The following is a 20,427-nucleotide window of genomic DNA, read 5'->3' on the forward strand; positions in this document are numbered from 1 at the left end:
GTTCATCCCCACCGGTGGGGTGATGTAGCCGATCTGCATGTTTGCCAGAAAAATGATTCCCAGGTGCACGGGGTCGACCCCGTAGTTGACCGCCACCGGCAGGATCAAAGGCACCATGATCACAATCGCCGAAAAGATGTCGAGGATCGCCCCCAGCACCAGGAGCAGAAGGTTGAGCAGGATCAGAAAGACGATTTTGCCAGAGACGTGCGCCTGGATAAAGGCAAACAGTCGCATGGGAACCTGGGCGTCGATCAGGAAATTGGTGGACGCCAGCGAAACCCCGAGAATCAGCAGGATGCCCCCGACCATGATCATCGATTCGCGCATGATGCCGGGCAGCTGACGCAGCTTGATTTCCCGGTAGATGAAGACCTCCACCCCCAGCACATAGAGGGCGGTAACAGCGGCGGCCTCGGAAATGGCGAAAAAACCGCCGTATATCCCCCCCAGCACGAACAGCGGCAGGGGAATTTCCCAGGCCGCCTCGCGCAACGCCTCCCAGGCTTCCCTGCGGGAGACAGGCACCAGCGGTATCGGGTGGCGGCGGTTGACCCACACGCTCCAGGCGGAGAGCAATACGATCATCAGGCAGCCGGGCAGAATGCCCGCCAGAAAGAGGTCCCCTATGGCCAGATCGCGGCCCACATTCAGCTGCTGGGCGATGATGCCGTAGAGAATCAGCGGCAGCGAAGGCGGCAGGAGCAGCCCGAGACTGCCGGAGGTGGTCACCAGTCCCATGCTGAAGTGTTCACCGAAGCCGGCCTGCTTCAAAGCCGGGTAGAGCAGCGCCCCCAGGGCGACGATGGTCACCCCCGAGGCGCCGGTGAAGGCGGTGAAAAAAGCGCACGTGACGAAGGCCACCACCGCCAGCCCGCCGGGCATCCAGCCCAGCAGGGCGCGCGTCAGGCGCACCAGCCGCCGCGAGGTCTGGCTCTCCCCCAGCAGATAGCCGGCAAAGGTGAAAAGCGGCAGCGCCACCAGCGCCGGGGTGTCGGCCAGCCGGTAGAGCTCGATGGCAATCACCGACAGATCCACTCCCAGCGACCAGAAACCGGCCATGGCGACCGCCAGAATGACGGCAAACAGAGGCGCCCCAAGGAGCGCCAAAAGGATCAGGGCGAGGGCGAGGAAAAGTGCGGTCACGTTTCGGGCTTTACGCTGCGTCTCAGGTTGAGCGCGGTCAGGATCAGATACCGCAGGGCGATGACGGCAAAGGCCAAGGGGATGATGGCCGCGCACAGCCAGACGGGAACCCCTGCAAAAGCCAGACCGCCGAACTCCCACTCCGAGGCGACAAACTGGAAGCCGAACCAGGCCGCCACGGCGCAAATCGCTGCGGTGAAAAAGCCGACCAGGGCGTCCGCGCCCCGCTGGATCCGCTCGGGCAGGAATCGAGCGATGATGTCGATGCGGATGTGCTGGTTTTGGCGGGTCGCCACCATGGCGCCCAGCAGCCCGAGCCAGAGCACGAGGACCCGCACCAGCAAATCCCCCCAGAGGATCCCCCCCTCGAAGAGGTTGCGCAGGAGAATCTGGGCCACCGCCAAAGCGATCATGACTGTCAGCAGGCCGACCAGCACGGCGTCCTCCAGTCGCTGCAGCAGGCTGAGCGAACGTGTCAACCAGGCGCGCATGGGCCTCATCCGGGTTAGGGGTTTTGAGATCGGGCGGCCTTCAGTTGGCGTTCGAAGATGGCCATGAATTCCGGTGAGATGTTGCCGGCTTCGACGACTTCATGCATCGCGTCCGCGCCTATGGCGTGCCACTGGGCCAACTCCTGGGCGGAGGGGCGGATAAACTCAATCCCCTGCTTGCGCAAAGTTTCCATGGCGCTGACGTTGTCCTGTCGATTCTGCCGGTTGATCTCGCGGAAGACCCGGCCCATAACCTCGCGCGTGACCGCCTGGTCGCCCGGCGAGAGCTTGCGGAAATCCCGCGTGTTGACCCCCATCGTGCCGAAAATATAGAAAAGCGGCAGCTCCAGCAGGTAGCGCACCTGGGTATGCCACTGCAGGGCGACGGCGCCGATCGGCGGGGTGGCCACGGTGTTGATCAGACCGGTCTGGAGGCTGGCGCGCACGTCCGCCAGTGAGAGCGGAATCGGGGTAATCCCGAACTCCCGGACCGCCTTGAGGGTCGTCGGGTCATTGTCCGGTGCCCAGACCCGCTGCCGCGTGAGGTCGTCAAGGGTTCGCACCGGCTCACGGGACATGATATAGGCGAAGCCCCCTTCGGCGATTCCAAAGCAGACGATGCCGCCTTTTTCCAGCCCCGCCAGCAGCAGACCATCCATGTGGCTGCGGACGTGATCCACTTCCGCAAAGGATGTAAAGACCATGGGAAGGCCGTAGACCAGGCAGTCCTTGAAGAAATCATACAGGCTACCCGCCACCACCGCCCCCCCCTGCAGCTGGCCGATGCGCATCTTGCGCAGCACCGCCTTGTCGTCGCCCATGACGCCGCCGGGGTAATATCTGAACTGCACCCGCCCCTGCGTCAGGCGGGCCACCTCGAGGCCGCCCTCACGCATTTTTTCCATCCAGAACGAGCCCTCCGGTGAGAGGGTCGCGATTTTGAAAACCGTGGCCGCCGCGGACGGCGTCGTCAGGCCCAGGGTAAGGCCCAGCAGCCCGACCCAAACGATGTTCAGATATCCCTTCACCACAGTCCCCCGCTAATTCCTGGCGGCCCGGCGCCAAAAAGAGTCAGAAATAATCGTCCCCGCTGTCCAGCAATTCCCGGGCCTGCTGCTGGGCGACAACATTCAGCAGCGTGTGGCCTGGGGCCTTGGGAGAAGCGTCCAATACTTCTTGCAGCAGCCGGTCATGCAGGTCGCGGTCGAACACCAGCCGGCTGTAGTGCTTGGCGAAACTGACCTTGGCCATGAGATTGCGGCCGTTTGACAGGGCGATGGCGCGCTCGAAATGGGCGCGGCCCTTCTCCGGCTCGCCCCCCATCGCCGGGGGCAGCAGGGTCGCCAGGACCCCCAGATAAAGGTGCGCCCCCCCCTCCTGATGGCCTTCGTCCAGCGCCACCACCCGCTGCATCAGGGCTTCCACCCGTGAAATCTGGGCGATCGCATCCCAGTCCCGCTGGCGGGCCTGAATCCACCCCGCCCAGGCGGCCCCCAGATCGTAGAGCAGCGGCGCGTCCTTTTTTTGCGCCGCCCCGATGGCGCGGTTGAAGCCGTCGAAATCAAGCGCCTCCAGATCGCACCACTCCCGACGGCGGCTGCAGGCCGCCTGCAGGGCGTAGGCCCTGGCCTTAGCGGTCATTTTTTGGGCGCGCTGTTCATCATCCACGTAAATGCCGGCATAGGCGCTGTAAAGGGTTGCGCCGGCCTGCAGCAGCCGGGTATTGTGCGGGTTGCCGTGTATCAGGCCGTCCACCATCAGCAGATAGGCCGGCCCGCCGGCCTCCACAGTTTCCAAATCGTCGGCGTCTGTAATGGCATAGGCCAGATCGTCGGAAAGATCGGCTGCCGCATTTGACAGCAGGGCCGCGCAGCCGCAAAGGCCCATCGCCCAAAAGACCAGCAGCAGCCCTATGATCACCTGGCGACACAGAGCGTCGGCGGCTACGGCGGGCGCAGACCTGCCGGCGGTATCGTCTTGAACCATTGTAGTCATCAGCATTCCGCAGGAGAAGGGGCCCCGTGCCGGGCCTTCCGGTCGGGTTTCGGGCTTCAGGGGGGACCCGGGTATCCGCAGGCGAAACCGCAGGGCAATGGCAAGCCCCGGCGGCGGGTGAAAATCCCAGGGATTTAAAGCTGTCAGCGGGAGTGCAGGTCCATGGACCTGTATTCAATTAGTGAAAAGGGGTTGTGCTGTCAAGCGCTAATCACAGGCCGCAGGGGCGGTCTGAAGGGATCCGCAGCGAATAATCCCACCCCCCGGCGCGCCGAGCCTTCGTTAACGGCAGGCCGGAGGCACCTGTTTTCAGGAAGCATTGCGCAATGCAAGGTCGGCCGCAGCCGGTGACGGCGCACCCAGGATGGCTTCGAGTTTCTGGGAGAGCGCCTGAAGATTGAAAGGCTTCTGGATAAATCCACTGCACCCGTTTTCCAGCAGGGCCGCCGCTTTGCCTTTCAGGCTGTAGCCGCTTGCCAGCAGCACCTTGACGTCCGGGGCGATCCCTTTCAAACGGTGGAAAATCTGAGCCCCGTCCATGTCGGGAATGATCATGTCCAGGATCACCAGGTCGATCCGCTCCCGCTGCTCAGTGAAAAGCGACAGCGCCTCGGATCCCGAACGGGCCGTGAGGACCGTGTAGTTGAGCAGCTTCAGCATGCCGGAAGCGACCTCGACAATCACCTCCTCGTCATCCACCAGCAGCACCGTGCCGCTGCCCTTGACGGTCTCCGGTTCGGGTTTACAGGCTACCACCTGCCGCCCGGACGCGGGCAGATAAAGGGTGAAGGTCGTGCCCTGCCCCACCGCCGATTGGACGTCGATATAGCCACGGTGACCCTTGACGATACCGTAGACCGAGGCCAGGCCGAGCCCGGTGCCGCGCCCCAGGTCTTTGGTGGTGAAAAACGGTTCAAAGATCCGCTCCTGGATCTGGGCGTCCATGCCGACACCGGTATCCGTCACGCTGAGCAGGACGTAGGCGCCCGGCCGCGGTTTGTAGACTTTGCTGCGTATCTGCCCTTCGGTGACGTTGGCGGTTTTCAGAATCAGCTGGCCCCCCTGGGGCATGGCCTGCCAGGCGTTGACGAAAAGGTTCATCAAGACCTGTTCCAGCTGACCCTGATCGGCGTCGACCGGCCGCAGATCGGCAGCCATGCACGATTCCACGCGAATCTCATGTTTGTTGCGGAAAAAGAGGGCCGCCATCTCAGTCACCAGGCCGTTGAGGTCCAGGGGGTGACGATCGGTGTGACCGTTGCGGGCGTAACCCAGCAATTGGGAAGTCAACTTGGCGCCGCTTTGAACCAGCTTTTCGATGCTTTTGAGTTTTTCATAATGGGCCGTGCCGCAATCAATGCTCATCAGCATCAGGGAGACATTGCCCTGGACCCCCATCAAAAGGTTGTTGAAATCGTGGGCCAGGCCTCCGGCCAAGGTCCCGACCGCCTCCATCTTGCGTGCCTGTTCCAGCTGGCGTTCTATTCGCTTGCGATCGGTGACATCCTTGAGAATGACCACCAGCGACCCGCCAGCAGGGGAGGAAACCGGGATGATCTCCAGGCTCACCAACCGCCCCTGGAGGGTCAGCGGGCTGTTTTCGGGGCTTTGGACCGCCCCCTGGCTGCAGCGCGCCAAAAGGGCGGTGATCCGGGAGCGGTCCTCGCCGACGAAAAGATCGGCCAGACGCCTCCCCAGCAGGCGCTCCTCGCTGCCATCGACGATCCTCAAGACCGCTGGATTGGCCGCTACGATGCGGGCATCACCATTCAGCTCCAGGATCCCCTCGGACATGTTGCGCAGGATAATCTCGAAATGGCGCCGTGAATCCAGCAGTTCATGGGTGATTTCACGCCGCACCACATCCTCGCGGCCCCAGATGCGCTCGCTCAGCGCCGCCACCCGACCGTCTTCGATCAGGCGCATCACCTCCAGGACATGCGCCGCCAGCTTGTCGAAAGGCCCCTTGGCAATGCACGCGTCGGCTCCCAGGCTGCGGCAGTCGAGGTTCTCCTCGGCTGCCACCGCCGAGAGAATCACGACAACGCTGTTTTCCAGCGCCGGCATGCTGCGGATCACGCGACAGAGCTGTTTGCCGCTGATGTGGGGCATCACCAGGTCCAGAAAGACAACATCCGGTCGGAACTCCTCCAAAAACTCCAGGGCGGACAGGCCGTCCTGGGCGGTCACCACCCGGTGGCCCTGACGGGTCAACAGATTCGCCATGAATTTCAGAAGCATCGGATGATTGTCAACGACCAAAATGTTTTTCATCGGGCACATTCTTCCAAGCCGCATTGCGGCGGGAAATTGGGGGGGGATGGGGTGCAGCCCGCCGGCTGAGCCGATTCCAGGGGAATCACGCTGACGCGGTTGCGCCCCTGGGCCTTGGCCAGATAGAGGCCGCTGTCGGCTTGACGCACCAGATTTTCGAGGCTGATCAGGGCATCCGGGGTTTGCGGCCCGAAACCGGTGACACCCATGCTGACGGTAATTCGAATGCGCACGGCCCCCGCTTGGACCTCCCGCTCGGAAATGGTTTTCAGCAGGCGTTTGGCCATGCAAGCGGCCCCCGCCAGATCGGTTTCCGGCAGGACAATCAAGAATTCTTCGCCGCCGTAGCGGGCCACCCAGTCCACCTGATCGCGGATGGAGCGCTGAACCCGTTTGACGAAGGCCGTCAGGACCTGATCGCCGACCGGGTGTCCGTGGGTGTCGTTGACGCGCTTGAAGTGATCTAGGTCGCAGATTGCTAAGGAAAGGCAATGCCCGAAACGGCGCGCCCGCAGGATTTCCTGGGGCAGGCGCTCATTCAGGTAGCCGCGGTTGTAGCATCCGGTCAGCGGGTCGGTCTTGGAGAGTTTGCGAATAGCCTCGCAGGCGAGCTTGAGGGAACGCTCCTGCTCCAGAAAACGCCGCCCGGTCTTGAGGCGGGCGAAGAGTTCGGCGGTGATAAACGGTTTGATCAGGTAATCGTCGGCGCCGGCCTCCAGCCCTTTGATCATATCGGACTTGTCGTCCCGGGCGGTCAAAAGTACCACGAAGACGTAGCCTGGACGGGACCCGCCGCGGATCCAGCGGCACAGTTCGAGGCCGTCCAGCTCGGGCATCATCCAGTCCGTCAGAACGAACGGGAAATAGCGTTTTTCCAGGATTTCGAGTGCCTGACGACCGTTTTCGACCGCCACGACCTCGTAGCCGGCCTTGGTCAAGGTCTTCACCAGACGCAGGCGCGACACCGGCTGGTCTTCCACCACCAGGACCGGAAAATGGGACGACGGCGACTCGGTTTGCTCAAGTGGACTGCTCACCAACAACTCCTTTTGCTTCATCTTCTGGCTGATAGGTATCGGCCCGGGTCGCGGATTCCTTTAGACGGGCCGGGGCTGTGGACCGCAGCGCCACAGGCGCGGGCGGCGGTGGCAAAGCCTTTTGATTCGAAAGGTTTTAGGAAATGTGATCTATGCGCCATTTCCCTGTTTTCTCGGCGCTCTCTGCGTCTGGAGCGCAGCGGGCGGTGCAAACCATAGGAGAAAGGAAGGCTGAACCGGCTGAAAATGCCGCGGCGGCCGTGGCTTTGACGGAGGGTTGGCGAGCGCCTGGAAAACAGGACAACCCCCGCGGCTGCCTGAGCAAGGCGGCCGCGGGGCGTCAAAAGTCGGGGGCTACTGAGCGAAAACCTTCTGCAGCAAATCCCTCACAAGGGCTGCGGGATCCTGCCGGATGCGGGCTTCCACCTGGGCCAGCCCATGGCGGGACCGATCGGTGACGCAGCGGTCGAGATCGAAGCCCAGGGGATCGGTGAAGGGAAAGCGTTGGATCAGGATGCCTCCGCCGCCTGCCAGTTGCGCCAGGCCAGGCGGGCCTCCCGGGTGAGCGCCTCCCCGGAGCGGTAGCGGGGTGAAAAATGGAAAAAGGTCACCTGCCGGGCCCCCGCCCGCCCGGCGATTTCGCCGGCCTGGCGGGCGGTCAGGTGAAATTTTTCACGGGCTTTCAGCCGCTCCGCGTCCAAAAAGGCCGCCTCGATAAACAGATGATCGGCCCCTGTCGCCAGGGCCAGGATCTTTTCGATATTCCCAGGGCTGTAGACCGCATCGGCAACGTAGGCGATTTTCTGCCCGGGGGAGTTCACCGCGATTTCGGCGGCAAGAACCCCCAGGGCAAACAGCCGCGGGCGCCCCCCGGCAAACCGGGAGGGAACCTCGAAGACCGAGGCCAGATCCTGCCGGCAAAAAAGCGCCTTTTTGAAACCCTGGAGCCAATCCCCCGGGGTCAGCCCCAGGGCCTCCAGCCGGTCCCGGCGGATGTTGATGTGGAATTGTTCCTGGAGGGCAAAGGCCAGCGATGGAATGCGATGATCCAGGGCCGCTGCGGTGACGGTCAGCCCCGGTTCCATCAGCAACGTGCCGTCAAAAGGGCTGCGCTCGGCCACCGGGCCCGGGCGGAAACCGTCCTGCACCCGGTAACGGCGTGTCAGCAGCGCCTGGGGATGGACCTCGCTGACCTCCAGGACAAACCGGTTGGTGTAATGACCGACCAGATTCCAGGTGTAGCCGGAGAGTTTACCCTCCACATTGGCCAAAAATCCGGGCGGACCGAAGAGGCAGAGGTGTTTTTCGCGACCGAGAAACAGCCGCAGGAGATGGTCAAAGCCAATGAAGTGGTCCATGTGGGTGTGGGATACGAAGGCGTGGCTGATCTTGAGGGCCTCGCGCGGGGCGAGGGCGTGAAGGTCCCCCAGATCGAAGAGGAAGGCGCGCTTTTGGAGCAGAAAGGGGATAAAGAGGGCTGGATCGTCGAAGGGGCCGTTGACCAGCCGGGGGTGAAATGAGGGGCGCATGCACTCAGGGGAGGTGTTTGCTCACCTGATGATGAATGCAGGCGTAGATCTCATCGTCGGAACCGTAGATGTCCACAATGTCTTTGTCGTTGATCAATTTTTCGATGACAAAGGCCGTCACGTAGAGGCTGACCACGTGGGGCTGCGCCACCAGGCGGCGGAAAGGCGCGATCTGGTAATCGATGTCGAAGTCATCCGCGTTGGTGAGGGTTTCGAGACATTTGTGGATGCGTTCCTGAAGGCTGTTTTTGTTGTGGGTTTCCACCAGCTCGTTTTCCACCAGCTTACTGGCGATGCCGTTGGCCAATTGATCGATGCAGTCCCGCACGCTTTGAATCGCCCGCCGGCGGGCAAACTCCTTTGAGGACTCGATCTTGGATAGGATGCTGGATTCTCGGGTGCTGGGTCGAAAAACTTTCGCCATTGCTGATTCCCTTCTGTGCCGCCGCGCCGACGCCCGGGTTTCAAGAGGCGCCGCCCCTTGCAAAGGGGTTGTCTGGAAGCCCCCACAAAAGATAATTTTTGTTTTATTGACAGAGAGTTATGGAATTACTTGACCACCTTTCCGGGCATAATAATGGCAGGAATTTCCGATTGCAAGCAAAATGTTCAGATCTCCTCAATTAACAACTGCAGGGTGCGGCTGCCGTTCCAGCGGTTCCAGCGCAGCCGGTAGGCCATTCGCGGGAAAAAATCGGGTTGGCGCTGCTGCGGATCGATGTTGAACTGGATCGCCGCCAGCCGGCTGCCCGCCTCAGGGCCGGACTGCTGCAGCACCATCCGGCGATGGCGCCGGCCGACGATTTGACTGGACTTGACGACCACATCCCGCGCCATGAAAAGGGGTTCCAGGTTGCCGACGCCAAAAGGCTTTAAGATCTCGAGACCGTCGATCAGGGCCTCCGTGACGGCGTTCAGGGGCAATTCACAGTCCAGCTGCACCTGCGGCCGGAGCAGGTCGCAGTCGGTGGTCGCGGTCACGACGCTTTCCAGGGCCTGGGCAAATCGGTCGATATTGCAGCTTTTGAGGCTCAGGCCCGCCGCCAGGGCATGCCCGCCGAAGGTCTCCAGGTGAGCCTGGCAGGTGGCCAAACCCTCGGCCAGGTCAACTCCCGGCAGGCTGCGGGCGGACCCCTTGGCGAGACCGTCGCGCACCGACAGCACCACCGCGGGCATGCAGAAGCGCCGGACCAGGCGCGCGGCCACGATCCCCAGGACACCCTCGGGCCAGCCGTTGCCGTGCACGATTAGGGTTCGCCGCGAGAGGGCGGCGGGGTCGGTTTCCAGGCGCCGCAGAATTTCTTCAAAAACCTGGCTTTCAATCTGCTGCCGACTGCTGTTCAGATTGTTCAGGGTTTCGGCCAGGCGCCGGGCATCCTCCGCCCCGTCGGCGCACAGCAGGGACACCGCCTGGCGGGCGTGAGCCATGCGGCCGGCGGCGTTCAGGCGGGGGGCCAGCTTGAAGGCCAGGTCCTCGGCCTCCAGCCTGCCGGCATCCCGGCTGCAGCTCTCCACCAGGGCGTGCAGGCCCAACCTGCGACCGTGGTTGATCATCTCCAGGCCGGCGCGGGTGAGCACCCGGTTTTCGCCCTGCAGGGGCACCACGTCGGCCACGGTGCCGAGCGCCACCAGGTCGCAGGCCGTTTTCAGGTTGGGTTCCGGGCGGCCCTGCCAGTGTCCCTGCGCCCGCAGCCGCTGGCGCAAGGCCGCGGCCAGGTAGAAGGCAACGCCCACACCGGAGAGATGCTCCAGGCCCGCGCCGCAGTCCTGCCGTTTGGGATTCACGAACGCATCCGCCTCGGGGTAAGGCGGCGCAACGCTGTGGTGGTCGGTGATCACCACGCCGATACCGCAGCTTCTGGCGGCCTGCACCGCGGCATGACTGCCGGAGCCGCAGTCGACGGTGACGATCAGCCCAATGTCACGGCCGCGGGCATACTCCGTCACGTGAGCCGGCTGCAGCCCGTAGCCTTCGCGAACCCGGTGGGGAATGTAGTAGGTCGCCTCGGCTCCGGCCTGTGTCAGGAACTCCAGCAGCATGACCGTGGCGGTCACACCGTCCACATCGTAGTCGCCGAAGACCAGAATCCGCTGCCCCTGGTGGATGGCCTGGACGATGCGCTCCACCGCCGCGGACATCCCGGCCAGGCTGTGGGGGGGGCGCAGTTGATCCAGGCCGGAATTCAAAAAGCGGTGCACCGCCTCCTCGCTTTCCAGACGGCGGTTGACCAGAATGGTGGCGATGATCGGGTCAAGATCGAAGGCCGCGGCGATACGGTCGACCGCCCGGGGCTCGGCTGACAAAACGCTCCAGTGCTTTTCCATGCCCCGGTCATAGCCGATTCCAGGATGGGGGACAACCCCGATTTTGACGGCCGCCGCCTCCCCCTGGTTTCCCCGCCAGGGGCCACGTTCTTTGGGCGCAGTCCCCGTAAAATACGGATTTTTGATTGAAATCTCTCGAAGGATGGTGATAGTTTTAAAAGATTGAAGGAATGAGAAACCAAATGACGCCGCTTGAGACCACCACCCGAATCTTGCGAATCGATCGCCGCAACATCGCCTTTCTGAAATTTGTGCTGGAAGCCTATGAGGGCATCGCCGTTCTCACCACCCTGGAGCGGGACTCGGGCACGGTTCGGCTGGCGATCGCGCCGGGCTGCGAGGGGGAGGTGGCGGCGGTTTTAAACGACCTGTCCCCGACGATCCGGATGGAGCCGCGCGAAACCCCCGCCGGCGCCCATGGAAGCGTGGAGCGGTCTTTTGCCCAACCCAAACGAACCCGATGAAAACCAAGAGCCTCTACATCCACACCATCGGCTGTCAGATGAACGTCTACGATGCCGAAAAAATGGCCGCCGGCCTGCAAGCCCTGCATTACCTTCCGGCGGCGTCGGCCGAAGAAGCCGACCTGATCCTCTTGAACACCTGCGCCATCCGCGAGAAGGCCGAGCAGAAGGTCTTCAGCTACCTGGGCCGCCTGGCCCCCCTCAAAAGCTGCAATCCCCGCCTGATCGTCGCCGTGGGCGGCTGTGTGGCCCAGCAGGAGGGCCGCCGCATCCTGGAGCGGATGCCCCACGTGGACCTGGTTTTCGGGACCCACGCCATCGGACGGCTGCCGGCCCTGGTGGACAAAATCGAGCGGGAGCGCTGCCGCCTGGCAGACGTCGCCATGACCGCGGACTTCATGGAGACCGACCCAGGCACCGCCACGGTGATCCCCGGGGGTGTGACGCGGTTTGTCACCATCATGCAGGGCTGCGATAATTACTGCACTTACTGCGTGGTTCCCTACGTCCGGGGGCGTGAGGCCAGCCGGGCGCCGGAGCGGATCGTCGCCGAGATCGAAGCCCTGGTCGCCGCCGGCGTGCGCGAGGTGACCCTCCTCGGACAAAATGTCAACAGCTACGGGCTGAAGGAGGGCCTGTGCCCGTTTGGCGAGCTGCTGGCACGGGTCGACGCCGTCCCCGGGCTGGCGCGAATCCGGTTTACGACCTCACACCCCAAGGACCTTTCCGAACCCCTGATCCAGGCCTTCGGTCGCCTGCCGAAACTCTGCAACCACATTCATCTGCCGGTCCAATCCGGTGCCGATCGGGTCCTCAAAAAAATGAACCGCCGCTACACCCGCGCCGAGTATCTCGACAAAGTGCAGCGCCTGCGGCAGATCCGGCCGGACATCGCCATCACCTCGGATTTCATCGTGGGCTTTCCCGGGGAGACCGCCGCCGATTTCGACCAGACCCTTGATCTGATCCGCCAGGTGGATTTCGACGGGGGCTTCGCCTTCATGTATTCGGATCGCCGCACGGCGCCGGCCGCCCGTTTTGCCGACAAGGTGCCGACGGCCGAAAAAAAACGGCGCCTGCAGGCCCTTCTGGCCCTTCAAGACCTGAACAGCAGCCGCAAAAACCAGTCCCTGATCGGCACCGTCCAGCGCATCCTGGTGGATGACGCCGCTCAAAAGCCGGGTGACGGCCCCCCTGGACCCCAGTGGGTGGGCCGCACCACCACCAACAGGATCGTCCACTTTTCCGCCGCCGACGGCCCAGCCGGCCTGGCGCCCATTTACCCCGGTCTGCTGCTCGACGTCCGGATCGAAAACGCCTTTGCACACTCGCTCAGAGGCCGCCCCCTGGAATGCCAAGCGCCCGCCGCCGGCGCAAAAGGAGAACAGAGCCATGCTGCATAAAGCCACCATCGCGGGTCTGACCATGGACCCGAACTCCAACACCCCGATCATCATCCTCAAGGTCGATGAGAGCGACAAGGCCGTACCCATCTGGATCGGTCTACTGGAAGCCACGGCGATTGCCTCAGCGCTTCAGAACATCGAATTTGAACGCCCCATGACCCATGACCTGCTCAAAAACCTGCTGCAAAAACTCAACTGCCAGGTCACCCGCGTGGAGGTCTGCGACCTGCGCGACAACACCTTCTACGCCAAAATCCACTACGTCACCGATGCGCAGACCTTCAGCATCGACTCGCGGCCGAGCGACGCCATCGCCATCGCCCTGCGCTTTCAGGCCCCCATTTTCGTGGACGACCGGGTGATTGAAAAATCGGCCACCGAAAGCGAGGGTGGCGAGCCCCTGGATAAAAGCGAGGAGGGGCAAAAGTGGGCCGATTATCTCAAAAACCTCTCCCCCGAGCATTTCGGCAAGTACAAGGTCTGAGGGTCCTTGGCAGATGAAGGTAATCCTGTTGATGGCCCAAACCCTGGACGGCAAGATCGGCCGCAACTCCGGCCATTTCCCCGATTGGACCGGCAAGGAGGACAAGCGCCTCTTTGTCCGCATCACCAAGGCCGCCGGCGTGCTGATCATGGGCTCCAAAACCTACGACACCATCGGCAGCCCCCTGCCCGGACGCAAGAATGTGGTGCTCACCCGCGACCCAAACCGCAAGTCCGATTCCCCCGAGCTGGTCTATACCGCCAAGCCCCCCCGCGAGGTGCTGGCCGATCTGCAAGCCGAAGGCTACACCACGGCGATTCTGGCCGGCGGCACTGTGATCAACACCGTGTTCGCCCGCGAAGGTCTGATCGACGAGATCATGTTAACCATCTGCCCCCTTTTTTTCGGCAGCGGCATCGCCCTTTTTTCCGGTGAGGTCCCCCTCAAGCTGCGCCTGCTCTCCGCCGAGATCCTGGGCAGCGACGCGATTTTGGCCCACTACGCGGTTGTACGATAGCGCCGGTCTCTGGCGATCTGCAGCCGCGGCGCGCACCCGAACCCCTTCGGACAAGCCTTTACCGCGGGCGGGATGCCCGCAAACCCAAAATACCAAAGCACATGGACCGCTAAAAAGAAAAAATCAGACAGTTTCGTAAAAAAGCCAAGTTTAAGGCGCGCAAATCTCAGCGGCGTGAGGCGTACTTATGTACGCCGCAGCGATTTCGAGATGCAGCGCAACGCGGAAATTGGGTTTTTTACGGAACTGTCCAAGCAGGAGACCCCCCGTCATGCTGATGACCACCGCACGCCAAGCCCTCGTCCACTACGGCCAACAACTTCTCACCAGCGGATTGACCACCGGCACCGGTGGCAACCTGAGCCTTTGCGAGCCGCAACAGTCGCGGGTGGCCATCACCCCCAGCGGCATCGCTTACGACCGCATGGTCCCCGAGGATATCGTGATTGTGGATCTGGCCGGAGAGGTGATCGAAGGCCACCGCACGCCCTCCAGTGAAGCGGGTTTTCACATCGCCCTCTACCGCAAACGGGCTGACGTGCGCGCCGTGGTACACACCCATTCGGTCTACGCCACCACCCTGGCCTGCCTGCACTGGGAAATCCCGGCAGTCCACTACCTGGTCGGGTTTTCAGGCCTCAAGGTGCCCCTGGCGCCGTATGCCACCTTTGGCAGCCGGGAACTGGCCGACAACCTGGCCGAGACCATCGCCGATTTCAACGCCGTTTTGATGGCCAACCACGGGCTGGTGACGGTGGGCGCGGACCTCCCCCAGGCTTTTGCGACCGCCGAGGAGATCGAATTCGTGGCGCGCCTTTACTACCAGACCCGTTTGGCGGGGGCCCCCAAAATTCTGCCGGAGGAGGAAATGGGGCGGGTGCTCAAAAAATTTGAAACTTACGGCCAGCGGCCCCCCGGTGGAGACACCGGCGCCGGGTAGGCTGAAAAGGTTTAACCACCCGGGGCGCAGAGCCGATGGAAACAGCAAGTGACATGCAGCCTCCGAGCAGCACGCGTTACGGGAGGCTCCCCGGCGGCCGGTGATGCCGCCTCTTGTTGAAACCAGGATCGCACCAAGCCGGAAACCGACTGCGCCCATGATTGAAACACTTTTCAACACCTTCCGGGGGCGGAAGAAGAGCCTGCACACCGCCCCCGAGCTGACCCTCCGGGAAGTCTGGGACGATTTCGACACCCCCCCCACCCGCAAGTCCGGGAAATACCACCGGCTGTTCCAGCAACACATCCACTCCTTCGATGCGAAATCCCAGGCGGGCATTTTAAGCGACCTGCTGACCATCGAGCAGTGCTCCCAGCAGGCGGACGACGCGCTGGGGTTCATTCGCGAAAAAATCATGGACCTCACGGACAAAAAGCTGCGCGCCGAGCATCTGGAACTTCTCCAGCAGCGGCTTGAGCGCTGTGCGCCGGGCACCTGCGACCCGGTACCGCCCGACGACTCCCTGTTCAAAGCCGCGGCCGTTTGCACCATCCAGATCGCCGTCCTGCGCCGGTTTTGCATCCGCAAATACGGTGACGGCGGCGCCCGGGGCTGGTTTGCCGGGTATCAGCAGGTCTCCCGGTTTTTTCACCAGCACATGTTCAGCGGCCCGCGGGGGAGCGCAGCGCCCCTTGAGCTGATCTTTGAAGGGCGGCCAGTGAAGCCCCGCAAGGAAGATTTCCACCGACTTAGATCCCTCCTGCAGCGGGCCTACGTGGGGCAGCAGTTTGCGCTGGAAATCATGGGCGCTGCGCCCGAAAGGGCGGCTTCGCTGGTCACGGCACTTCCCCAGACAAGATGACCCACCCCTTTGCCGGCCCCCCTCGGGGCTGCGCCCCCGCTTCCAAAGCCCCCGGATCGCCAAATAGGCCGCCCCTGAAGGGCGCCAAAAACGGGTTGTAAATTCGCCTCGATTCCGATAGGCAGAGTTCTTTCGCGAGCTGCTAAAAGCGCCCCGCAGATGGCATCCGGGGACTGTTTAGGATAACCCGGCAAACAGCCCCCTTGCAGTGACGATGGATCCAAGCAAACGCTCATGGCGTGCCCAAAGCCCCTTCGAATCGGCCTGATCAGTTACCGCAGCAACCCCCACTGCGGCGGCCAAGGGGTCTATGTCAAAAACCTGAGCCGGGCGCTGACCGACCTGGGGCACAACGTGACGGTTATTTCAGGCCCCCCCGAGCTTGCCTTGGACGCCGACATTCCGCTGCAGCGTCTGCCTTGCCTGGACCTCTACAACCCTGAAAACCCGTTCCGTGTTCCTTCCCTGCGGGAACTGGCCGACCCGGTCAATCTGATCGAGTGGATCGGCGTCGCCACCACCGGATTTCCCGAACCTTTCACCTTCGGGTTGCGGGCCTATCGATTTTTGCGACGGCGGCTGGGGGACTTCGACGTGATCCACGACAACCAGAGCCTGTCCTACGGCATCTCCCTGATCGCCCGGCGGGTGCCGACGGTGGTTACCATCCACCACCCCATCAGCGTCGATCGCGCGGTGGCGATCCATTCGGCGCAGAGCTTCCCCCAAAAGCTCAAAAGCCTGCGCTGGCACTCATTCATCGGTATGCAGCGGCGGGTGGCGCCCCGGTTTGCCCGCATCATCACCGTCTCCCGCCACTCCCGGCGGGATATCGCCCGCGAATTCAAGGTGCCCGCCGACCGTTTCCGGGTGATCCCAAACGGCATCAGCACCCGCCAATTTCACCCCCTGCCCGGCGTGGAGCGCGCGCCAAACCGGCTCATCGTCACCAACAGTGCGGACATCCCGCTCAAAGGTCTCCGTTTTCTTTTGGAGGCGGTCGCCGCCATCGCCCCAAAGCACCCCATCCGCTTGGTGGTGGTCGGCACGCCGAACGAGAACGGCACCGTCGCAGAATTGATCCGGCGGCTGGGGATTGCCGAGCGGGTCCACTTCACCGGCCGCATCGCGGACGCCGAGTATGTCCGCCAATATGCCCGCGCCACCCTGGCCGTGGTGCCGTCGGTCTACGAGGGTTTCGGTTTGCCGGTCGGGGAAGCCATGGCCTGCGGGGTCCCGGTGATCAGCACGACCGGGGGGGGGCTACCGGAGGTGGTGGGGGATGCCGGCATCCTGGTGCCCCCGGCCGACCCGCTGGCCCTCGCCCAGGCCATCACCGCCCTGCTGAAGGACCCCCGGCGCGCCCGCGCCCTGGGGGAGGCGGGCTACCGCCGGGTTCAGGCGGTTTTCACCTGGGAGCGCGCCGCCGCCCAGACGGCGGCGGTTTACCGGGAGGTAATCGATGCTCACGGTCGACTTTGAGCGCCTGGACATCCGGCCCGGCCACCGCATCCTCGATATCGGCTGCGGCAGCGGCCGCCACACCGCTGCGGCCGCAGCTTATCCCGGCATCACGGTAATAGGCGTCGACCGCAGCCCGTCAGCGATCCGGGAGGCCGCTAAACGGCTCTTCTATCACCAAGGGATCGGCCTATGCCGTGGGCGCTGGCAGACGCTTGCAGCCGACATCGGCGCCCTGCCCTTCGGCGACGCCTGCTTCGACCTGGTGATCTGCTCCGAAGTCCTGGAGCACATGCCCGACGACCAGGCCGCGGTCGCTGAAATCGCGCGGGTCCTCAAGCCGGGCATGAACCTCGTGGTCAGCGTGCCGCGCTGCTACCCCGAGGCGCTCTGCTGGACCCTGTCCAGGGAATACCGCAGCGCCAAAGGCGGGCATCTGCGCATCTACCGTTCCGGGGCGCTTCGCCGGCTGCTGACAAAGGCCGGCCTGACGCTCTGGGCGCGGCACTGGGCCCACAGCCTGCACACGCCCTACTGGTGGTTGAAGTGTCTGGTGGGACCCGGCCGGACCGATGTGGTGGCAGTCAACGGCTACCACCGCCTGCTGGTCTGGGACCTGATGCGAAAACCGCGGCTCAGCCGACTGCTGGAGCGGCTGCTGAACCCCGTGCTGGGAAAAAGCCTGGTGCTCTATCTCAAAAAAAGCCTCCCCGCCCCTGACCCGGCCGGCCCCGCTGCGCTTGAAGCCGCACGCCTCGATTTCCGATAGCGACAACACCCGACCGGCCTTCGGCTAATCTTTGGGGTTGAAACCCGGTGGATGATGGCTTAAATTTAAATTTGTTGTTTTTATCTTGAGATAAAAGGAGTTTTCCCATCCTCCAATGAACGCCACCCAAATCCACCAACACCCTGATAATCTGATGGCCCTGGCGCCTTTTCTGCGCATCAACGACCCCATCGCAGGCAGACCCCCCAGCCGCAAACAACGCCATGGCCGCGCCCTTGCGGTGCTTCGCGACAGCCAGGCCGCCGGCACCCTGACAGCCCTGGCGCAGGCCCTGGTCCGTTTTTCGGGGATCGTCCGTTTTCTGCCCGAGCGCTACAACCGTTTTCAGCCGATGGTGCACGAGGGCCTGGTGTTTTTGCTGGCAGGCCTGCCGCTGGAGCGTTTGGCCGAGAAGATCGTCGACCAGTTGATCCTGCCCCTGGATGCTCTTCCGGCCCAACGCCTGCTGGCCCTGGTGCGGGACATGCCCACCCTCCAGAAGCTCGGCCAGGTGATCGGCCGCACGCCGGGGCTGCCCCAGGATTTCAGGGACGCCCTGACGGAGCTTGAAAACAACGTGCGCACCCTGGACTACCACCATCTGCAGGACGGACTGGATTCAGAGCGGACCGCCATGCTGCCGCAGTACACGATCACCCCCGAAAACCGCATCCTGGCCGAAGCCACGGTCTGTGCCGTGGTGCCCGCCACGGTCGCCGACCACCCCAACGATCGCCGCTGGCGGGCGGTGCTGAAAATGGTCAAGCCGGCCATCCGAAGGCACCTGCCGGCCGAACTGGCCCTCTGGAGCCGGTTGGGGGACCATCTCGACGGCCAGCGCGAGCGCTGGGGGCTGGGAGAGTTTCAGTTCAAGAAAACCATCGACCAGACCCGTCACCTGCTGGAAAACGAGACCGATCTGCCCGCCGAACAGGCCAACCTGGATGCCGCGCGGACCTACTATGCCGGCAACGACGCGGTGGCCCTGCCGGAAAGGCTGCCTGTCTCGACCCCCGAGATGACGGCCATGAGCCGCCTGGACGGGCGCAAGATCACCGAGGTGGGCCACCTCTCGCAGCAGCAGCGGCGGCGGCTGGCCGCCACCCTGGCGCGGGTCTGTATTCTGCGGCCGGTTCAGGACCTTCGCCCCGAGGCGATTTTCCACGGCGACCCGCACGCCGGCAACATCGCCTACACCTATGAGGGCGAAAGGCCCCGCATCATCCTCTACGACTGGGCCATGACCGGCCGCCTGGAGCGCCTGGAGCGATTCGGCCTGCTGCTGCTGGGGGCAGGGCTGCTGACCCGCAACCACACCATCGCGATGCTGGCGGTCGACCTCCTCTCCGCCGGCCAGGCCACCGCCCGGGGCGGCACCACCGAGGCCGTGCGCGCCCTGCTGGATGAAGCCCTCTGCCGCCGGGGGCCGGCCTTCGCCGGCATCCTGAGCGCCATCGAGCACCTCTTTGACCGCATGAGCCGCCTGGGAATCGTGTTTTCCCCGGACCTGTTGATGTTCCAAAAGGCCATGGTGACCCTCAAGGGCGTCCTGGCGGACATCGACCCCAGTTTCAATCGCGACGACCACCTGATCTCGGCCGCCGTCGTCGGCTTCATCAACGACTTTGTCCGCTTCCGCCTACAGAAGCTGCTGGTGCGCGAAATTTGGCAGCTCTATCCCTTCAACCTCGGCCGGGCGATGGAGGTGCAGCGGATCCTGATCAAATTCTGTCTGCATTTGGGGGCGGCCTGGCTGGAACCCCCGCGGCCGTGTTACCTCTGATCTCCTGCCGGGCGCCGCGTGGTTTCCAACCCCAGCCGTCTCCAAAAGGAGCATCGCCCATGAACCGCAATACCATTTACGCCGGCCTGCTGCTGCTCTTGCTGGCCGGCTGCGCGGCCGGCCTCTCCCCCGCTGCCAAGGCCCTGGTGACCTGCACCGACCCGTTTTCCGCACTCCAGGCCGAACCGGAGCGCTACGCGGGAGAGATGGTGCTCCTGGGCGGCAGGATCCTGGAGGTTGCCCCATCGCCTGGGGGCACCGAACTGATCGCCCTGGAGCTGCCGCTGGACTGGCAGGACCGCCCCAAAGCACAGGCCGTCTCCCAGGGACGGTTTCTCGTTCAGGCAGCCGAATTCCTGGACCCGGCGCTTTACAAACCGGGTGCACTGCTGACGGTGGTCGGCACCCTCAGCGGCAGTGAAACCCGCGCCATCGGCGGGTTCGACTACCGCTACCCCCGGCTGCTGCCCACCGAAATCAAGCTGTGGCCGGCCGCCCCGGCCAGCACCTCACCGGCCTTTCACTTCGGCGTCGGCGTGGGCACCCATTTTTGACGGTTCCGCAAAAAGCTCAATTTCTGCGTTGCGCTGCATCTCGAAGTCGCTGCGGCGTAAAGTTGCACGCCTCACGCCGCTGAGATTTGCGCGCCGTAACTTGAAATTTTTTCGAAACCGTCTGGATTTTTACTTTTTACCGCTTTGTCATTTTTTATGGGCCCCGCCCTCACATTTCATCTTCTAAGGAAATCAGGGCTAATCCACGCAGGTATGGGGTTTTTCAAAGATCACAGGCTTATCTCAACCCTTTGTTGAGGCCGGCGATTTATGTCCCATTGTCCCGGGCCGAGCATCGCAGCAGCCGGCTATAATGGCCCTGTGGCTGTTTGAGCGCCAGCGAGTTCCACAGGGCCCGCCGGCTGCGAGAAGCGCCGGGCAGCCCGCAGG

At 63.4% G+C, this 20,427-nt stretch carries 19 protein-coding genes; 10 read left to right on the plus strand and 9 right to left on the minus strand.

What is annotated here, in order from left to right; genetic code table 11:
• From LJE63_12215 to recJ, 9 genes are all read right to left on the minus strand, one after another.
• A partial coding sequence (locus tag LJE63_12215) for a TRAP transporter large permease subunit (protein MCG6907369.1) occupies positions 1–1,146 on the minus strand: 1,146 nt, incomplete at its 3' end.
• Positions 1,143–1,637: a TRAP transporter small permease subunit gene (locus LJE63_12220; GenBank protein MCG6907370.1), complete on the minus strand. Its 495-nt coding sequence runs from the start codon at positions 1,635–1,637 to the stop codon at positions 1,143–1,145. The genes LJE63_12220 and LJE63_12215, both read right to left, overlap by 4 nt.
• Positions 1,638–1,651: 14 nt before the next feature.
• Positions 1,652–2,665: a TRAP transporter substrate-binding protein DctP gene (gene dctP, locus LJE63_12225; GenBank protein MCG6907371.1), complete on the minus strand. Its 1,014-nt coding sequence runs from the start codon at positions 2,663–2,665 to the stop codon at positions 1,652–1,654.
• 43 nt (positions 2,666–2,708) lie between these two features.
• Positions 2,709–3,632: a TRAP transporter TatT component family protein gene (locus LJE63_12230; GenBank protein MCG6907372.1), complete on the minus strand. Its 924-nt coding sequence runs from the start codon at positions 3,630–3,632 to the stop codon at positions 2,709–2,711.
• Positions 3,633–3,941: 309 nt separating this feature from the next.
• Positions 3,942–5,906, minus strand: a complete 1,965-nt coding sequence (locus LJE63_12235; protein ID MCG6907373.1) for a response regulator — start codon at positions 5,904–5,906, stop codon at positions 3,942–3,944.
• Positions 5,903–6,943 (minus strand): diguanylate cyclase, encoded by a 1,041-nt coding sequence (locus LJE63_12240; GenBank protein MCG6907374.1) that lies wholly within the window; start codon positions 6,941–6,943, stop codon positions 5,903–5,905. The genes LJE63_12235 and LJE63_12240 overlap by 4 nt, the downstream gene beginning before the upstream one ends.
• Positions 6,944–7,452: 509 nt before the next feature.
• A complete protein-coding gene (locus LJE63_12245; GenBank protein MCG6907375.1) occupies positions 7,453–8,472 on the minus strand; it encodes a ribonuclease Z in 1,020 nt (339 codons plus the stop codon).
• Between the two features lie 4 nt (positions 8,473–8,476).
• On the minus strand, positions 8,477–8,896 hold the full coding sequence (locus tag LJE63_12250) for a hypothetical protein (protein ID MCG6907376.1): 420 nt from the start codon (positions 8,894–8,896) through the stop codon (positions 8,477–8,479).
• A gap of 185 nt (positions 8,897–9,081) precedes the next feature.
• Positions 9,082–10,797 carry a single-stranded-DNA-specific exonuclease RecJ gene (recJ, locus tag LJE63_12255; protein ID MCG6907377.1) on the minus strand — a complete coding sequence of 572 codons (1,716 nt, stop codon included), beginning with the start codon at positions 10,795–10,797 and terminating at the stop codon, positions 9,082–9,084.
• Positions 10,798–10,979: 182 nt separating this feature from the next.
• On the opposite strand from recJ, the gene LJE63_12260 reads away from it, so the two are divergent.
• The 10 genes from LJE63_12260 to LJE63_12305 all read left to right on the plus strand — a co-directional run bounded on the left by LJE63_12260 (position 10,980) and on the right by LJE63_12305 (position 20,037).
• Positions 10,980–11,261, plus strand: coding sequence for a DUF4911 domain-containing protein (locus tag LJE63_12260; protein MCG6907378.1), 282 nt, complete (start codon positions 10,980–10,982; stop codon positions 11,259–11,261).
• Entirely contained in the window at positions 11,258–12,664 is a 1,407-nt protein-coding gene (miaB, locus tag LJE63_12265; GenBank protein MCG6907379.1) for a tRNA (N6-isopentenyl adenosine(37)-C2)-methylthiotransferase MiaB, read from the plus strand. Before LJE63_12260 ends, miaB begins: the two co-directional genes overlap by 4 nt.
• Entirely contained in the window at positions 12,654–13,151 is a 498-nt protein-coding gene (locus tag LJE63_12270; protein MCG6907380.1) for a bifunctional nuclease family protein, read from the plus strand. Before miaB ends, LJE63_12270 begins: the two co-directional genes overlap by 11 nt.
• Before the next feature lie 13 nt (positions 13,152–13,164).
• Complete coding sequence (locus tag LJE63_12275; GenBank protein ID MCG6907381.1) at positions 13,165–13,668, plus strand: dihydrofolate reductase family protein; 504 nt, start codon at positions 13,165–13,167, stop codon at positions 13,666–13,668.
• Between the two features lie 271 nt (positions 13,669–13,939).
• On the plus strand, positions 13,940–14,608 hold the full coding sequence (locus LJE63_12280) for an L-fuculose-phosphate aldolase (GenBank protein MCG6907382.1): 669 nt from the start codon (positions 13,940–13,942) through the stop codon (positions 14,606–14,608).
• A 157-nt stretch (positions 14,609–14,765) separates the two neighbouring features.
• A complete protein-coding gene (locus tag LJE63_12285) occupies positions 14,766–15,470 on the plus strand; it encodes a hypothetical protein (GenBank protein ID MCG6907383.1) in 705 nt (234 codons plus the stop codon).
• A 234-nt stretch (positions 15,471–15,704) separates the two neighbouring features.
• Positions 15,705–16,952: a glycosyltransferase family 4 protein gene (locus tag LJE63_12290; GenBank protein ID MCG6907384.1), complete on the plus strand. Its 1,248-nt coding sequence runs from the start codon at positions 15,705–15,707 to the stop codon at positions 16,950–16,952.
• Complete coding sequence (locus tag LJE63_12295; protein ID MCG6907385.1) at positions 16,933–17,700, plus strand: class I SAM-dependent methyltransferase; 768 nt, start codon at positions 16,933–16,935, stop codon at positions 17,698–17,700. The genes LJE63_12290 and LJE63_12295 overlap by 20 nt, the downstream gene beginning before the upstream one ends.
• 154 nt (positions 17,701–17,854) lie before the next feature.
• Complete coding sequence (locus tag LJE63_12300) at positions 17,855–19,483, plus strand: hypothetical protein (GenBank protein ID MCG6907386.1); 1,629 nt, start codon at positions 17,855–17,857, stop codon at positions 19,481–19,483.
• A 59-nt stretch (positions 19,484–19,542) separates the two neighbouring features.
• A complete protein-coding gene (locus tag LJE63_12305) occupies positions 19,543–20,037 on the plus strand; it encodes a Slp family lipoprotein (protein ID MCG6907387.1) in 495 nt (164 codons plus the stop codon).
• Positions 20,038–20,427 lie beyond the last annotated feature (390 nt).

This window comes from Desulfobacteraceae bacterium (assembly GCA_022340425.1).
Classification (GTDB): Bacteria; Desulfobacterota; Desulfobacteria; order Desulfobacterales; family JAABRJ01; genus JAABRJ01.

Coding starts and splice junctions, on each gene's coding strand:
- LJE63_12220 (MCG6907370.1), bottom strand. CDS start 1,637: ATGCGCGCCTGGTTGACACGTTCGCTCAGCCTGCTGCAGCGACTGGAG.
- LJE63_12230 (MCG6907372.1), bottom strand. CDS start 3,632: ATGACTACAATGGTTCAAGACGATACCGCCGGCAGGTCTGCGCCCGCC.
- LJE63_12235 (MCG6907373.1), bottom strand. CDS start 5,906: ATGAAAAACATTTTGGTCGTTGACAATCATCCGATGCTTCTGAAATTC.
- LJE63_12245 (MCG6907375.1), bottom strand. CDS start 8,472: ATGCGCCCCTCATTTCACCCCCGGCTGGTCAACGGCCCCTTCGACGAT.
- LJE63_12250 (MCG6907376.1), bottom strand. CDS start 8,896: ATGGCGAAAGTTTTTCGACCCAGCACCCGAGAATCCAGCATCCTATCC.
- recJ (MCG6907377.1), bottom strand. CDS start 10,797: ATGGAAAAGCACTGGAGCGTTTTGTCAGCCGAGCCCCGGGCGGTCGAC.
- LJE63_12260 (MCG6907378.1), top strand. CDS start 10,980: ATGACGCCGCTTGAGACCACCACCCGAATCTTGCGAATCGATCGCCGC.
- miaB (MCG6907379.1), top strand. CDS start 11,258: ATGAAAACCAAGAGCCTCTACATCCACACCATCGGCTGTCAGATGAAC.
- LJE63_12270 (MCG6907380.1), top strand. CDS start 12,654: ATGCTGCATAAAGCCACCATCGCGGGTCTGACCATGGACCCGAACTCC.
- LJE63_12275 (MCG6907381.1), top strand. CDS start 13,165: ATGAAGGTAATCCTGTTGATGGCCCAAACCCTGGACGGCAAGATCGGC.
- LJE63_12280 (MCG6907382.1), top strand. CDS start 13,940: ATGCTGATGACCACCGCACGCCAAGCCCTCGTCCACTACGGCCAACAA.
- LJE63_12285 (MCG6907383.1), top strand. CDS start 14,766: ATGATTGAAACACTTTTCAACACCTTCCGGGGGCGGAAGAAGAGCCTG.
- LJE63_12290 (MCG6907384.1), top strand. CDS start 15,705: ATGGCGTGCCCAAAGCCCCTTCGAATCGGCCTGATCAGTTACCGCAGC.
- LJE63_12295 (MCG6907385.1), top strand. CDS start 16,933: ATGCTCACGGTCGACTTTGAGCGCCTGGACATCCGGCCCGGCCACCGC.
- LJE63_12300 (MCG6907386.1), top strand. CDS start 17,855: ATGGCCCTGGCGCCTTTTCTGCGCATCAACGACCCCATCGCAGGCAGA.
- LJE63_12305 (MCG6907387.1), top strand. CDS start 19,543: ATGAACCGCAATACCATTTACGCCGGCCTGCTGCTGCTCTTGCTGGCC.